We start from the raw sequence: 15,370 nt of genomic DNA, 5'->3' as shown, positions 1-15,370 counted from the left end.
GGCCCGAACGATCACCTGGGACCAGGGCGCGGAGATGGCCAAGCATGCTGCGTTCACTACCGCCACGGGCATTCCGATCTACTTCTGCGATCCTCACTCGCCCTGGCAGCGCGGCAGCAACGAGAACACCAACGGCCTGCTGCGCCAGTACCTCCCCAAAGGCACCGACCTCAGCGGCCTCAGCCGCAGGGAACTCGACATGATCCAGGACAGTCTCAACGGGCGCCCTCGGAAGACATTGGGCTATCTGACACCATCAGAGAAGCTCGCAGAGTTCCTTGCGCTCACCGCTTGAATCCGCCGATCCTGAAGTCGGCCTCGGCTTTTTTCGCAGCGGGCACCCAGATCGCGCCGAGCACCCACGACGCCTTCAAGACCCGCCCGCCCTCGAAGCGCACGATTCGGGACAACGAGCTGCTGGTCCAGATTCGCCGTGTCCAGGCGAAGAACTTCGGGGTCTACGGCGCGAAGAAGCTCCACGCTCAGCTGCGCCGAGAAGGCGTCATGGTCGCGCGCTGCACCGGGCAACGACTGATGCCGGCGGAAGGACTTCGCGGGATCACTCGAGAGAAGGGCCCGCGGATCACGCTTGCCGGCGATGGCCGGACACTGGCCTTGACCTGGTCGAACGGGACTTCACCGTGACCGCCCCGAACCAGCTGCCGGTCGCGGACACCACCTGCTGCCGCACCTTCGCGGGCTGGGTCTATGCCGTGTTCGTCATCGATGTGCTCTCCCGCCGTGTGGACGGCTGGCAGCTGTCGACGACGCTGCCGGGCCGACCTCGCCCGGGACGGGCATCGACGAGCTCGAGATCGCGACCGCTGAGTACATCGACTGGTTCAACCATCGCCGGCTCCACGGCGAGATCGGCATGATCCCGCCCGTCGAGCTCGAGGAGAACTATCATCACCACCAGACCGTGTCGGCGACCGCCGACGCGGCACTTGCGAGCCTCTAACAAACCCGGGGCGATACACACCGCGTCGTTGGAGACCATCGAGCACCGGATCACCGCGCACCACGGCAACTACGCCGCTGCGCGAGAGAACTTCGACGACTCCCTGAAGCTGTTGTCCAACGCCGCCGACATCTACGAGCACGCCGACGACGCGAACCGGCGGCTCATCAATCAGGTGCTGTTCAAGGCGCTCTACATCGACGAGGACAACGACGTGCGCGTCGGCTACCGGAACCCGTACGACGGGCTGAGCATCCCTGGCCTCCATGCCGACGCCCTGAGCTGGACCGCCGAAGCGAAGAAAATGGGCCAGGTGGGAACCGCGACCAAGGGCGGACCCTTGGTCGAAAGTTCACACCTGACCCGTTTGGGGTGAGCGACGGGGGTTGAACCCGCGACCTCCTGGACCACAACCAGGCGCTCTGCCGACTGAGCTACGCCCACCAAGCTGCTCTCCACGGCCGGGCCGTCTCCGCAGGGGAGACGTTGTCAGCCGCTGAGCAACGCGGACTACTGTAACCCATTCCTGAGTCTTCCGCGCGCACGATGTCGATCTCGTCACGCGCAGATCGCACGGCCGCAGGGGCGGCGCGGGACCTCAGGCCTGCGGCTCGTCCTGGGAGCCGCTCTGCTCGGCCAGGCGCCGGGCAGCCACCACTCGCGAGGCCGCTTCCCTGGCCTGATCGGAGGAGGGGCCGGGGTCGTCCACGAACACGGCCTCGCGGTAGTAGCGCAGCTCGTCGATCGAGTCCTTGATATCGCCCAGGGCGCGGTGGTTGCCGGTCTTGTCCGGGGACTGGAAGTAGGCCCTGGGGAACCAGCGCCTGGACAGCTCCTTGATCGTGGAGACGTCGATGATCCGGTAGTGCAGGTGCTCCACGACCTCCGGCATGTCCCGGACCAGGAACGTGCGGTCGGTGCCCACGGAGTTGCCGGCCAGCGGTGCCTTTCCCGGCTCCGGAACCCATGTCCTGATGTAGTCGAGGACCTGCTGCTGGGCCTCCTCCATCGAGGTCCCCGACGGCAGCTCTTCCAGCAGGCCGGACTCGACGTGCATGTTCCGCACGAAGTCGCCCATCTGCTTGAGCGCGCCCTCCGGCGGCCGGATGACGACGTCCACGCCGTCGCCGAGCACGTTGAGCTGATCATCGGTCACGAGCACCGCGACCTCGATGAGGGCGTCGTCCGTCAGGGACAGACCCGTCATCTCGCAGTCGATCCACACCATTCGTTCGTTAGAGAGAGCCACGTCGGTCACTGTAGCCGCGGCGGCGGACAGCCCTGCATATCCGTCGCGAGGAGTCTCAGCCGCGGCGCGCCGGTAGTATGACGGCCACTGCGGGCGGCTCTTGCAGCAGGACCGTGCCGCCCGATCGACCGTCAGCAGACCGCCGTGAGGGGATCCGTGCCAAAGACGACCACCGAGCAGCCGCCCGAGCCGGCGGCCGACGCCGCGACGACCCCGCCGCGCTCCGCGCGCGAAGAGCGGTCGATCCTGCGCTCCGTCGTCTTCGGGACTCTCGGATCGGTGCTGCTGATGATCGGCTCCTACGGGGTCGGCTGGCTGGCAGGGGTCTCCGAGCTGCGGCGCAGCCCCCTGGTGATCGAGCTGCGTTTCACCACACCGGGCGCGATCCTGTCGATCATCCTGGTGGCGATCGGATCCATGATGCTGGTGCGCGAGTGGTTCCGGCTGGGTCAGAAGCTGCAGGGGTGGGGACCGGGCTCCCGCAGGTGGGTCACCGCCGCGACCATCGCCTGGTCGGTGCCCATGGTCTTCTCGGTGCCGATCTTCAGCCGCGACGTCTACTCGTACATCGGGCAGGGCCGCGTGGCGGTTGCCGGGCTGAGCCCGTACGAGGCCGGCGTCTCCACGATCGAGAACTTCTTCCAGCTGGGGGCGGATCAGCTGTGGAGCGAGTCCCCGCCGCCGTACGGGCCGCTGTTCATCATGATGGAGCGGGCGATCGTCGGGATCACCGGCGCGGAGCCGGACTCGTCGGTCTTCCTGTTCCGCATTCTGTGCGTGCTGTCCGTGATGCTGCTGGCCTGGACCGTTCCCCGGCTGGCGCAGCGCCACGGGATCGATCCCACGCGCGCCCTGTGGCTGTCGACGGCCAATCCGCTGCTGCTGGTGAACTTCATCCTGGCCGTGCACAACGACGCCATCATGACCGCGCTGGCGCTGCTCGGCGTGCTGGTCGCGGCCACGTGGCGCGACTGGCGCGGGGGACTGGCAGGCACGGCGCTGGTGGTCCTGTCCATCGGCATCAAGCCGATCACCGTGGTGCTGCTGCCGTTCATCGGGCTCCTGTGGGCAGGGCGCGGCGCCTCGTGGCCGCGGAAGTTCCTGATCTGGTTCCTGACGCTGGCCTGGGCGATCGCCGTGATGGCCGTGCTGGGCTGGATGTCCGGCTTCGGCTGGGGCTGGATCGAGGGCCTGTCAACCACCGGCACCTCGTTCATCTGGTACGCCCCGATCGGCCTGCTGGGCGTGGTGGTCGGTGGGATCGCCGGGCTGTTCGGCGGCGACGCGGGGGCCGCCAGGGGCTTCGTGCACTCGGCCGGTCAGGCGCTGGCGGTGCCGATCATCCTGTGGCTGATGTTCACGGGCCGCGACGAGCGCGTGGTGCGGCGCATGACGCTGGCCTTCGCGGCGATCGTCGTGTTCTCACCCATGATCCAGGCCTGGTACGTGGTGTGGCTGATCCCGTTCTTCGCGGTGACCGGCATCCGCCCCGACTGGCAGGCCGACGTCCTGCTCTTCCTGACCGTGTTCTTCATGATCTACGCGATCTCGGACCAGCTCGACGTCTTCCCATACCTGGACATCGACCTGGGCTCCGGCCGCACCATCGCCGCCGTGATCGGCGTGGCCTACGGCGCCTACCTCTGGTTCCTGGACCCCGCCACCCGGCGCAGCCGACGGAGGCGCACCCTCGATCCGAACCAGCCCGTGGTGATCTGAGGGCGCAGGAACCGTTCTGCGCGTCCCAGGGATCGATGACGGGGACGCCCAGGGGCATGGAGTCCCTAGACAGTGCGCGAGACGATCCATGTGCGAACGGCAAGGTCCCCGCGCCTGAACGTCCGCCGTGAGCGCGTGAGCCTACGGCAGCTCCGGTTGGTGACAGATATGCATGCCATCAGCGCGGATGGCGTGCATATCTGTCTCGAACCGCCTGCTCGCCGCGAGAAGAGGCTGAGCCGCGACATCGTCTGTCAACGATGTCGCGACTCAGGACAGAAGTGCCCCGGGAGGGATTCGAACCCCCGACCAAGAGATTAGAAGGCTCCTGCTCTATCCCCTGAGCTACCGAGGCGGGCGCGGAACAGCTTATCGAACAGCTCGCGCCGACCGTGCACCCTGCCTCCACAGCAACAAGATCCGGGCGTGTGCCTGCAGATGCCCCCAAATGCGTCGGCGCCGCCGCCGGGGTCGGGGCATGGCGGTCCAGTCTGAGCGGACTCCGGGGCGCTGCCCGCACGAGCAGGCTCCGGCGACCATCCGCCGAGCGGCTCGTCTCGGCCCTCACCATCAGGAGTTGCCATGTTCGACACCCTCACGGTCCGCGGCTTCGCCGCCACCAAGCCCGATCTCCGCAATCTTCCCGACGGCACTCCGGTGGCGTCGTTCCGCCTGGCCTCGACCCCGCGGCGCTTCGACACCGAGTCGAGCTCCTGGGTCGATGTGGGCCCCACCAACTGGTACACCGTGACCTGCTTCCGGCGGCTGGCGGGGAATGCCGCCTCGTCTCTGAAGGTCGGCGACGCCGTGCTCGTGATGGGCCGGCTGCGCCTTCGGCCCTGGACCACCAAGGAGGGTCAGGAGCGGCTGACCGTCGAGATCGACGCGACGGCCCTGGGCCCGGACCTGGCGATGGGCACTGCCACCTACAAGCGCTCCGGCGCCGGTTCCGACAGCTCGCGCGGCGAGGGCTCGGACGCCTCGCAGCACAGCGACGACTGGGGCGACGGGCCCCGCCCGGTCGACCCCATGACCGGCGAAATCCTCGACGGGAACGACGAGCACGACGGCCGCGACGGCTCCGGTTCCGATGCCGGGGGCAGCTCCGAGGACGCACATTCGTGGGAGGGCGATCCGCAGGAGCTGCTGGCCGGTGCCGGGCAGGGTTCCTCCTCCTGAGTCGGAGTGCGGACAGCAGCAGGTCCGTGCCGGGCCTGCAGGGCGCTCGCGGCGCCTCCCGCTCGGGTGCTCTCAGGGGCAGGGGGAGGCGCCGCCGGGGTGCGGAGCCCGGCCGAGGGGACTGGACCCTGGGCAGATGCTCAGGCGGTGTGGCTCCGGCTGTCGTCCCCGACGGGTAGCCTGGGGGCCATGGCTGAATTCATCTACACCATGAACAAGGCCCGCAAGAAGGTGGGCGACAAGGTCATCCTCGATGACGTCACGATGTCGTTCTACCCAGGCGCCAAGATCGGCGTCGTGGGTCCCAACGGCGCGGGCAAGTCCACCATCCTCAAGATCATGGCGGGGCTCGACGAGCCCTCCAACGGCGAGGCCCGTCTCTCGCCCGGCTACTCCGTGGGCATCCTCCAGCAGGAGCCCCCGCTGAACGAGGACAAGACCGTCCTCGGCAACGTGGAGGAGGGCGTCGGCGAGATCAAGGCCAAGCTCGACCGCTTCAACGCCATCTCCGAGGAGATGGCCCAGCCGGACGCGGACTTCGACGCCCTCATGGAGGAGATGGGATCCCTCCAGACGGACATCGACGCAGCAAACGCCTGGGATCTCGACTCCCAGCTCGCCCAGGCCATGGACGCCCTGCAGTGCCCTCCCGGCGACGCCGATGTGAAGAGCCTCTCCGGAGGTGAGCGCCGCCGCGTGGCGCTGTGCAAGCTGCTGCTGGAGAAGCCCGACCTGCTGCTGCTGGACGAGCCCACCAACCACCTGGACGCCGAGTCCGTGCTGTGGCTCGAGCAGCACCTGGCCGCCTACCACGGCGCCGTGCTGGCCGTGACCCACGACCGCTACTTCCTGGATCACGTGGCGGAGTGGATCTGCGAGGTCGACCGCGGCCGCCTGTACCCCTACGAGGGCAACTACTCCACGTACCTGGACACCAAGGCCAAGCGCATGGAGGTCCAGGGCAAGAAGGACGCCAAGCAGGCAAAGCGCCTCAAGGACGAGCTCGAGTGGGTGCGCTCCAACGCCAAGGGCCGCCAGACCAAGTCCAAGTCGCGTCTGGCGCGCTACGAGGAGATGGCTGCCGAGGCAGAGAAGACCCGGAAGCTGGACTTCGAGGAGATCCAGATCCCGCCCGGACCGCGTCTGGGCAACCTGGTCATCGAGGCCAAGGACCTGCAGAAGGGCTTCGGCGACCGCTCGCTGATCTCGGATCTGTCCTTCACCCTGCCCCGCAACGGCATCGTCGGCGTGATCGGCCCCAACGGCGTCGGCAAGTCCACGCTGTTCAAGACCATCGTGGGCAAGGAGCCGATCGACGGCGGCGAGCTGCGCATCGGCGACTCCGTGAAGATCTCCTACGTGGATCAGAATCGCGAGAACATCGACTCCGAGAAGTCGCTGTGGGAGGTCGTCTCCGACGGCCTGGACTACATCCACGTCGGCCAGGTCGAGATGCCCTCGCGCGCCTACGTCTCCGCGTTCGGCTTCAAGGGCCCGGACCAGCAGAAGAAGGCCGGCGTCCTCTCCGGCGGTGAGCGCAACCGCCTGAACCTGGCGCTGACCCTCAAGCAGGGAGGCAACCTCCTGCTGCTGGATGAGCCCACCAACGACCTCGACGTCGAGACCCTGGGCTCTCTGGAGAACGCGCTGCTCGACTTCCCGGGCTGCGCCGTGGTCATCTCTCACGACCGCTGGTTCCTGGACCGGGTCGCCACCCACATCCTGGCGTGGGAGGGCACCGAGGAGAACCCGGACAACTGGTACTGGTTCGAGGGCAACTTCGAGTCCTACGAGGAGAACAAGATCGAGCGCCTCGGCGAGGAGGCAGCCCGCCCGGGCCGCATGACCCACCGCCGCCTCACGCGCGACTGAGCTGCTCTGCCGCGGCCCTCGCACCGCGCCTCGAGGGCCCGTCGTCATCCTGCACCGGATGACGACGGGCCCTCGTCATCATGTGCGCTGGTTCGGATCAGCCGCGGCACCGCCCCTGACTCGGGCGCCCTGCAGGGTCTCGCGAGTCAGGAAGGCAAGCTGGGCGGTCTTGTCCGGAAGCCGGATCTGCGTGCCGAGCTCGAAGCCGGTGCGCTGCATCCTCCGCACCGCTCGCCAGTTCGAGGCATCGGGCTCGGCGACCACGCGCCGGGTAGCGGGGTCGGCGAAGAGGAACTGCGCCAGCGACTCCGCCAGGGCAGAGGTCAATCCGGGCTGCGGCCGCCGGGCCGGGGCGAGCAGCAGGTGCATGCCCAGATCCCCGGCCCGCGGCAGATAGGCCCCGCCGATGGGGTCGGCGTGCGGGTGATAGGTCTGCAGCAGCCCCAGGGGGCGGTCCTCGAGCTCGAGGACCCAGGCGTGGTGGCTGTCGGAGGCTGCGATCTCGGCGTAGATCGCCGAGACCGTCTCCGCTTCCAGTCCTCCCATGCCCCAGAAGACGGCGCGCGGTGAGCTGACCCAGCCGTGCAGCAGCTCGGCATCGGCCAGGGGATCCACCGGTCGCAGGCTCAGCAGGGGAGCATCGGCGCCGAACCCGGGGGCACCGGTGGACTCCTCTGCGGAAGCGCCGACCGGAGCCTCGGACGTGACCTGCGCGGCAGGGCGGCGCAGGTGCAGGCCTCCCAACGGGTGCGGACGGTCAGTGGACGCCGGAGCCCCAGGCGGCACCCACGGCAGCGCCTGATCGATCTCGCCTGCCGCCCACCGATCGAGCGGTCGCGAGCCCCGCTGGCCGCGGTCCACGGGGTCCGGGGTGATCCATGCCGAGGCGGCCGGGTGCGCCAGGTCCCACAGCACCCGCGCCGAGGGCACACGAGCGCAGCCCGCGCCCAGGCCCGGCAGCACGCCTGCGGCCAGCAGCGCATCGGAGTCCCCGCCGACGGGCACGGGAGCGAAGGGCAGCAGCTGGTCGCAGGCCCTCCACGGGGCGAAGGCGTGCTGCACTCCCCACGGGGAGCCGGACGGCCTGTCCAGCTGCGCCGCGAGCTCCTCGAGCGCCGCCTGGGCGCAGGGGCCGGGGTCCAGCCCCAGCCCCGGGCCGAGGGTGACGATCGACTCGAGGGCCAGCCCCACCCGAGGGGTGGTCCCGAGCAGGGGATCCCACAGGGGCGGCAGGCCCGTGGCGCCGCGCAGCGGCTCGAGCGCCGGATGGCCCGCGAGGTGCCGGGCCAGCAGATCCCGCCACTGGGCTGCGCGCGCGGCGACGACGGAGTCCGCGGCCATCTCCCCGTCCCACTCGAGCAGCTCCTGGCGCAGGGCCTCGACCTCCGATCCTGCAACGGGGCTGGACGAGCCGGCGGTGCGATCCGCGCAGGGGCCGGCGACGGGATCGACGGTCCCGCCGGCGTCGTCGTCGGAGTCCTTCTGCGCGTCAGCCGGAGCCAGCAGCGCGTGCACCAGACCCAGCAGGGACGACGAGCGCGTGTCCAGCTGGGCGCTGAGCAGGTCCTCCGCCGAGATCGCACCGCTGTCCCCGAGCGCCTGGCGCAGCAGGTGCTCTGCGCGCCGGGCGCGATGGGGAGGGGCACACCCCAGGACGGACCCGGCTGCGATGGGGTCCGGGGGCCGCTGATTGGCGCGGACGAGCAGGTCGTCGACGTCGCGGGGCTCGGGCAGCGGGCGCGCGGCCGCACCGATCACGGCGTGCACGCACCTGCCCGTCGTGTCGGCCGCGACCAGGTCGTTGACGGGCACCGCCCAGCTCTGTGCCGCGGCCAGGACATCGGCAGCGGTGCCGGCGCCGAGCAGAGTGCGGCAGGCGCTGAGGGCCGTGGCCGCAGAGCTTGGCGACAGCTGCTCGGCTGCCGTGCGCACGACCAGCACGGACGCGGTGCCGCCCTCGGGCAGGTCCGACAGCGCAGCCTCTCGCTCGCTGCTGCCGGGCAGGACCCGACCCTGGCGGCAGCGACGAATCACGCGCAGTGCGCCGGTGCTGTCCCGGAACCCGGACTCGATGAGAGGCTCACCGGTCTCCTGCTGGACCAGCTGCCCGCCACAGCGCACCACAGTGATCTCGGCGAGCTGCTCCGTCACGGCCATCGAGGCGGTGATCGCCCATGCCGCTGATTCCGTGCGCCCGAAGTGCGGGACGCCCGGCAGGCCCACCAGCGCCAAGCCCCGAACGCGCACACCGGGGCACGACAGGCACACCGGCTGGTAGGGCCCCGACTCCTCGACGATCCGGTGCGGATCAGCCGCGATCATCGGCGCGCCGGAGGCGCTGAGCCGCCCCGGGACCAGCCACGCATTGGATCCGGCCGTGCGGGGACTCTCCGCGTCCAGGGCGTCGAGCCACTGCGCTCCGAGCTGCCGGCGCACCCGGTCGCGCCACAGCTGCTCCGGCAGACTTCCCGCCAGCAGGTGAACGTCCAGGTGCACCGCGATCGGCGTCCATGGCTGCCAGGGCCGGGGCGGACGATGACCGAGGCCCAGGGACTGCACCTCGGGGCTTGCTGCCCAGGCCTGCGACAGCTGCGAGCTGACCCCGCGCGCGTAGCCGGCCAGGAACACGCGGTCCTGAGACCCAGCGGCCTCCCACCAGGACCGCGCCGTCTCCTCGATGCCGAGGGCGGCGCTGAGATGGTCGCCGTCGTCGTGCTCCGGGCCCAGCAGATGCCCGCTGCGGGATTCGGCCCGGGTGCGCAGGACCTCCAGCTGCCACACCCGGTCGCGGGCGGTCACGGCCCCGTGACCGAAGGCCAGCGCCTCGAGGTCGCGCGCCTGGACGTGCGGCACGCCGTGCGGGTCCCGGAACACGGCCCACCCGTCGCCGGAGAGCTCGCAGCCGTGCGGATCCGGATCGGTCATGGGCGGCTCGCCGCCTCGTCCCGGCACTCGACCTCGACGCCGGCCGGACTTCCGATCTCGTCCGAGGTGGGGCCGACGCCGCGGAACTGCGCCAGCGGATTGCGGATCCGCCCCACGAGGATCTGGGAGCCCAACGGGTCCGTGAGGCTCACCATGGACTGCGGGTCGCGCAGCTGGAGGCGGTTGAGGCACGAGTGGGCGAAGTCCTCGCGGAAGAGATCGTGTCCGCGCCACAGCTCGGGATGGGCAGCGCGGTGCTCGTCGAGGACCTCGGCGGCCAGACCCCAGAAGCGCTGCTCGTCCAGGACGCCGTCGTCGTGCAGCAGCGCACCCAGGTGGCGCAGCACGCCGTCCAGGACGTCGGTGTGCACGGACAGCTCCTGGGACTCCGGCTCGATCAGTGTGCGGATGCGCTCGATCTGCGGGGGCAGGGGCTGATCATCCATCACGGCGATCTCCTCGCCGAGGTCCTTCCAGAACGCGCCGACCGGCAGGCCGTCCTGCAGGCGCAGGATCACGTTCTCGCCATGGGGCATCAGCGCGATCGAGCGCGAGAGCACGAGATGCGCGACGGGCAGCAGGTAGACCTTCAGCAGAGCACGGATCCACGTCTCGGCATCGACCCCGCTGCGCTCGATCCAGGCGCGCGCCAGCGGCACGCCGTCGCGATCGGTGTGCAGGACCCCGGCGAGGCTGGCGGCCTGCTCCCCGGGGGCCACCCGAGCGACCGGGGATTCCCGCCACAGCGCGGCCAGCTGCTTGGTGTGATCGCTGCGCAGCCCCGAGCGGTGCTGGGCATCGCCCACCCATCCCACGGCGCTGCGCTCGCGCAGGACCTCCACGCCGCACTCCCTGAGGACGGGGTCGGCCGAGACGATGTCGTCGAGCCAGTCGCTGATGGCGGGCATGGCCTCCATGTAGGCCGGCGAGAGCCCGCGCAGGAAGCCCATCGAATGCACGCCCAGCGCGGTCTTGGCGTAGTCGCGGGCCGGATCGTCCATGTCCAGGAAGGTCCGCACGGACTGCTGGGCGCGCCAGCGGTGCTCGCTGGGGCCCACCAGGATCAGATCCCGGCGCAGGACGTCCGGCAGCATGCCGGGCAGGATCCGGTGCTCCCACTGCCAGGGGTGCAGGGGGATCGGCGTGTAGTCCTGCGGGTCCTCGCCCGCCTCCCGCACGGCAGCGCGGAAGCGCTCGCGCTCCGAGTCCAGCAGGTGAAGCTCCATGTGCTCGCGGTCGTCCATCTCGCGGCAGAGCGAGAGGACGCAGCCGCTGCGGCGGGCGGCGAGCCACACCAGCGGGGTCGGCTCCGGGGCCTCGGGCGCCCACCGCTCCTGCTGGGCGGCGCCGAAGCCGATCCGGCCGGAGCTGGCGACGAATCCGGGGTGGCCCTCGTGCAGATGCTGCTCGACGAGCTCCAGAGGGCTCGCGGCGAGCTCGCGTGAGCTCGGTGCGGGTCGGGCCTGACGCCGGGCGGAGGTGAGCTGCGTGGCGGAGAGGTCCTCCAGGTACAGCGGCAGCACCCGGTCGGTGAGCTCGAGGACCTCGCGCAGATCCAGGATCGCCTGCTGGGCGTCGAGATCGCGAGGCGCTGGGCTGGGGCGGCCATCGTCGTCCAGGCGCTGGATCGACGACGGATCCACTCGCCAGTGCTCCATCGGGTGGCGGCTCGCGCGGAAGCGCCAGCGCGGCGTGCCGGTGTGATCGTCCACGACCCAACCCTCCGCCTCCGGACGCGGCGCGAGGATGCGCTCGTGGGCGAACTCCGCGAACAGCTTGGCCAGGGTGAGCCGCTGCAGCTGCTCGGCGCCCTCGGCATCCAGGTTCGGGGCAGGCGTGGGTCCGGCGGAGCTCACGGTCTCGGCTCCGGTCAGGGCGGTCTCGGTCATCGGGGATCCTCCTCGCTCGCGGGATCGACGGTCAGGGTGCCGGCCGACGGGCGCTCGGAAGCCGAGGTGCCCTCGGACGTCTCGGGCGCTGCGTCGGCCGCGGTGCGCTCGCGCACGGACAGGCAGGCGGTCTTCTCCGGCAGCTCGAGGGGTCCGAGCTCTCGGAAGCCGGCGCTGCGGTTCACGGCGCGGATCGCATGGTTGGTCTCGTCCGGCTCCACGACGACGCGCTGGACGGACGGGTCGCTGAACAGCAGCCGCAGGGCCGCCGCCATGACGGCCGAGGACGTCCCGGGCACCGGATCCTGGGCCGGGGCCATGAAGAAGTGCAGCCCGACGTCGCCGTCGCGCACGCACCAGTGCTCGGCCAGCGGGCTGCGTGCGGGGTCGTAGGTCTCCACGAAGCCGCGCCGCACCGGATGCTCGGGATCCGAGGCCACGATCTCCTCGACGAGCCAGGCATCCATGTCATCGGCGCGCTCGATCGCCTCGAAGACCTCTCGGATCCGCTCGGGGCTTGCGCCGACGAGATCCCAGGCCCTGGCCCGAGGCCGGCTCAGCCACTCGTGCAGCGCGGCGCCGTCGCGCTGCGGGTCCACCGGACGCAGCATGAAGCGGCGCCCGTCGATCTCGGCGCAGAACGGCTGGGCCTCGGCGGTGCGGGGGCCCCAGTGCTGCTGGGGCAGGCGGCCGAAGCTCTGGAACATGGTCCGCCGCTCCGTCCGATACGGCTGCCGACCGGTGACGTGGCCCAGGACGATCGCATTGCGCAGCGCGCCCATGCCGAGATCCGGGGCGGTCAGGGCGTGGGTGTGCTCGGTGTGGTTGAGCACGTGCAGGGTGCCGTCGGAGCTGGCTCGGTGCCATCGGTCCGGGCTCAGGCGTCCTGCTCCGTCCAGGCTGAGCTGAGCGCGCACGGGCTCCAGCCACGGCAGGGGAGCAGGGGCGTAGCCGGTGCCGGCCACGACCGCGTCCGTCACGGTCTCGCGGCTGCGCCCGGTCTCGATCGAGCGCCAGGTCAGCAGCGTCCGGGTGTCGTGCGGGGCGGCGGCCACCAGCTCGGTCGCGGCCAGCAGCCGCACCGGGGCACGCCCGCCGGCCGCGCGGCGGACGTGCAGCGCCTCGTAGATCCGGGTGATCGTCTCTGCCGAGATGCCGCGGTGCAGCTGCGGCTGGGCGCGGTTGATCGCATCCCGCTGATCCTCCGGAAGGCCCCGGAAGTGATCCAGGTATTCGGGGGAGGTCAGCTCGAGCGACAGCTCGGAGTACTCCATGGGGTAGAAGCGCGGGGAGCGGGTCACCCAGTCCACGGCCGGGCCGCGGGGATCCTCGAGCAGATCGACGACGACCTCCGCGGCCGACTGCCCCGATCCCAGCACGGTGACATGATCCTGCCCGTGCAGCCGGTCCTGGTGGGCCAGGTAGTCGCCGGCGTGCAGGACCGCATCGCCCGCAGGATCCAGCGCCTTCGGCAGGGTGGGGATCGTGCCCGCCCCGACCACGAGGTGGCGGGTCCACCAGAGCTGCTCGAGACCGTCGTCGTCGCGGGAGCGGACCTGCCAGGCCCCGGAGCCGGACGGGCGACGGACCTCGAGGACGTCCTGGCCCCAGTGCAGTCCCGGGACGCGGGAGGCGGCCCAGCGGCAGTACGCGTTGTAGTCGCGTCGCAGCGGATAGAAGGACTCGCGCACGTAGAAGGAGTAGAGCTGCCCCGTCTCCTTGAGCCAGTTCAGGAACGAGTGCTCGGAGGTGGGATCGGCCATGGTCACCAGGTCCGCCAGGAAGGGGACCTGCAGCGTCGCGTCCTCGAGGAGCAGCCCGGGATGCCAGTCGAAGCCAGGTCTGCGGTCCAGGAAGGCGGCGCGCACGTCCGGCAGGGGATCGGCCAGGCAGGCCAGCCCCAGGCCGAAAGGCCCGAGGCCCACACACAGCAGGTCCAGCGGCTCGGCTGCGGAGCCCGTCTCGGCGGTGGAGCGCATGGTCATCGGATCCTCTCTGCGGTCTGGGCCATGTCGGGATGCGGCTGCGCAGCGCACTCGGCGAGCACGGCCTCCCCGGCCCGGTGGACGTCGTCCAGGACGGCGCGCAGGTCACTGAGCTGAGCGGCGGGGTTCAGCAGCGTGAGCTTGAGGCAGCGCTGACCATCGACCACGGTCTCGGCGACCGTGGAGGAGGCGTCGTCCCACACTCGGCGCCGCACTGGGCGCACGAGAGCCTGCGGTTCCGAGCCGTCCAGGGGCAGCCAGCGGAACAGCACCGTCGACAGCGACGGCTGCGCGATCAGCTCGAAGCGCGGATCGGCCGTGATCTCCCGGGCCGTCTCCTGGGCCAGGGCGCAGCAGCGATCGAAGAGCTCGCCGATCCGCTCCGGGCCCATGGCGCGCAGGGTCGTCCACAGCTTGAGCGCATCGAAGCGCCGCGTGGTCTGCAGGGAGCGGTCCACCTGGTTGGGCTCCGGGGTGTCGGCCGGATTCAGGTAGTCGGCGTGATGCGTGCAGTGCCGCAGCGTGCGGGGATCGCGCACGATCACGGCCGAGCAGGACACCGGCTGGAACCAGGACTTGTGGAAGTCGATGGTCACCGAATCGGCCTGCTCGATCCCCGCCAGGCGCTCCCGCTGAGTCGGCGAGGCCAGCAGCCCTCCGCCGTAGGCGGCGTCGACGTGCAGCCAGGTCCCGGCCTCGGCGCACAGCTGGGCGATCCGCTCGAGCGGGTCGATGGCACCGCGGTCCGTGGTCCCGGCGGTCGCCACGACGGCGGCCGGGACCAGGCCCTGGGCGCGCAGATCCTCCAGTGCGAGCTCGAGGGCCTCGGGAAGCATGCGGCCGTCGTCGTCGACGGGCACCTGGACCACGGCATCGTCGTCCAGGCCCAGGATGTGCGCTGCGGTGAGCACCGAGAAGTGGCTCTGCTCGGAGGCCAGCAGCCGCAGCCGAGCCGCGCGCACGGGCCGGGGCTCGGCTCGCGGGGTCGCCGCGGAGCGCTCGAGCGCCTCGTCTCGGGCAAGCATGAGCGCCTGCAGGGTCGAGGTCGTGCCGCCGGGGGTGAACATGCCGTCGGCGCCGTCGGAGAAGCCGATGCGCTGCGCGGTCCAGGCCAGCAGCCGCCGCTCGATCAGGGTGGCCGAGGTCGACTGGTCCCAGGTGTCCACCGAGGTGTTCACGATCGCGGCCATGGTCTCGGCGGCTACGGCGGGAACGGCCACCGGGCAGTTGAGGTGGGCGGCGGTGCGCGGCAGGTGGAACCACACGGCGTGACGCAGCCAGAGCTCGTCGAGCTCGCCGAGCGCCGAGTCGAGATCCCCGAGCGGCCGGTCGAGGTCGATCGGGTCGATCAGGGCGGCGAGGTCGTCGAATCCGGCGGGGGAGTGCGCTGCGCCGGCCTCGGCGAGGCGGGTCGAGGAGGTCAGTGCGGCGGAGGCGACGGCTTCGCGCAGCTGCGGGGCCGTGGCAGCGGCGAGCAGATCGCGCTGCGCGGATGCCGGGACGGCTGGGGGGCGGCAGATCGTGGAATCGGCGGGATCGGGGGCTGGGGGCATGGAGCAGACTGCCTTTCGCCGTGGTCCGCGAGGGGACC

At 70.8% G+C, this 15,370-nt stretch carries 12 protein-coding genes and 2 tRNA genes; 7 read left to right on the top strand and 7 right to left on the bottom strand.

Features of this window, described 5'->3' with window-relative positions:
* The 4 genes from QSJ40_RS11185 to QSJ40_RS11175 all read left to right on the top strand — a co-directional run.
* Positions 1-295: IS30 family transposase (locus QSJ40_RS11185; RefSeq protein ID WP_285730981.1), on the top strand; the 295-nt coding region annotated here is incomplete at its 5' end.
* Complete coding sequence (locus QSJ40_RS11180; protein ID WP_285730979.1) at positions 292-645, top strand: IS3 family transposase; 354 nt, start codon at positions 292-294, stop codon at positions 643-645. The genes QSJ40_RS11185 and QSJ40_RS11180, both read left to right, overlap by 4 nt.
* 34 nt (positions 646-679) lie before the next feature.
* On the top strand, positions 680-961 hold the full coding sequence (locus QSJ40_RS12840) for an IS3 family transposase (RefSeq protein WP_352156507.1): 282 nt from the start codon (positions 680-682) through the stop codon (positions 959-961).
* Between the two features lie 28 nt (positions 962-989).
* On the top strand, positions 990-1,337 hold the full coding sequence (locus QSJ40_RS11175; protein ID WP_285730977.1) for a hypothetical protein: 348 nt from the start codon (positions 990-992) through the stop codon (positions 1,335-1,337).
* Here QSJ40_RS11175 and QSJ40_RS11170 read toward each other — a convergent pair.
* Together QSJ40_RS11170 and orn are read right to left on the bottom strand one after the other, a co-directional pair.
* Positions 1,330-1,405: transfer RNA gene (locus QSJ40_RS11170), tRNA-His, on the bottom strand. The genes QSJ40_RS11175 and QSJ40_RS11170 overlap by 8 nt on opposite strands.
* 154 nt (positions 1,406-1,559) lie before the next feature.
* Positions 1,560-2,189, bottom strand: coding sequence for an oligoribonuclease (gene orn / locus QSJ40_RS11165; protein ID WP_285730988.1), 630 nt, complete (start codon positions 2,187-2,189; stop codon positions 1,560-1,562).
* A gap of 177 nt (positions 2,190-2,366) precedes the next feature.
* Here orn and mptB point away from each other — a divergent pair, with 177 nt between their 5' ends.
* Positions 2,367-3,929, top strand: coding sequence for a polyprenol phosphomannose-dependent alpha 1,6 mannosyltransferase MptB (mptB, locus tag QSJ40_RS11160; protein ID WP_285730975.1), 1,563 nt, complete (start codon positions 2,367-2,369; stop codon positions 3,927-3,929).
* A 282-nt stretch (positions 3,930-4,211) separates the two neighbouring features.
* Here mptB and QSJ40_RS11155 read toward each other — a convergent pair.
* Positions 4,212-4,284, bottom strand: a tRNA-Arg gene (locus QSJ40_RS11155).
* A gap of 227 nt (positions 4,285-4,511) precedes the next feature.
* On the opposite strand from QSJ40_RS11155, the gene QSJ40_RS11150 reads away from it, so the two are divergent.
* Together QSJ40_RS11150 and ettA are read left to right on the top strand one after the other, a co-directional pair.
* Complete coding sequence (locus QSJ40_RS11150) at positions 4,512-5,108, top strand: single-stranded DNA-binding protein (RefSeq protein ID WP_285730973.1); 597 nt, start codon at positions 4,512-4,514, stop codon at positions 5,106-5,108.
* A gap of 189 nt (positions 5,109-5,297) precedes the next feature.
* The gene (ettA, locus tag QSJ40_RS11145; RefSeq protein WP_024290679.1) at positions 5,298-6,980 is read left to right on the top strand and encodes an energy-dependent translational throttle protein EttA; all 1,683 of its coding nucleotides are present in this window, start codon (positions 5,298-5,300) and stop codon (positions 6,978-6,980) included.
* Positions 6,981-7,058: 78 nt separating this feature from the next.
* Here ettA and QSJ40_RS11140 read toward each other — a convergent pair whose 3' ends face one another.
* Genes QSJ40_RS11140 through QSJ40_RS11125 form a run of 4 tightly spaced genes read right to left on the bottom strand, consistent with a single transcriptional unit; the run spans position 7,059 to position 15,332 of the window.
* A complete protein-coding gene (locus tag QSJ40_RS11140; protein WP_285730970.1) occupies positions 7,059-9,905 on the bottom strand; it encodes a GNAT family N-acetyltransferase in 2,847 nt (948 codons plus the stop codon).
* A complete protein-coding gene (locus tag QSJ40_RS11135; protein ID WP_285730968.1) occupies positions 9,902-11,794 on the bottom strand; it encodes an IucA/IucC family protein in 1,893 nt (630 codons plus the stop codon). The genes QSJ40_RS11140 and QSJ40_RS11135 overlap by 4 nt, the downstream gene beginning before the upstream one ends.
* Positions 11,791-13,779: a GNAT family N-acetyltransferase gene (locus QSJ40_RS11130; protein ID WP_285730965.1), complete on the bottom strand. Its 1,989-nt coding sequence runs from the start codon at positions 13,777-13,779 to the stop codon at positions 11,791-11,793. The genes QSJ40_RS11135 and QSJ40_RS11130 overlap by 4 nt, the downstream gene beginning before the upstream one ends.
* Positions 13,776-15,332, bottom strand: coding sequence for a pyridoxal phosphate-dependent decarboxylase family protein (locus QSJ40_RS11125; RefSeq protein WP_285730963.1), 1,557 nt, complete (start codon positions 15,330-15,332; stop codon positions 13,776-13,778). The genes QSJ40_RS11130 and QSJ40_RS11125 overlap by 4 nt, the downstream gene beginning before the upstream one ends.
* Positions 15,333-15,370 lie beyond the last annotated feature (38 nt).

It is taken from the genome of Kocuria sp. NBRC 114282 (assembly GCF_030268385.1).
GTDB lineage: Bacteria > Actinomycetota > Actinomycetes > Actinomycetales > Micrococcaceae > Kocuria > Kocuria palustris.
The sequence above is the reverse complement of the archived record's forward strand: the minus strand, read 5'-3'. Positions and strand labels throughout refer to the sequence as shown.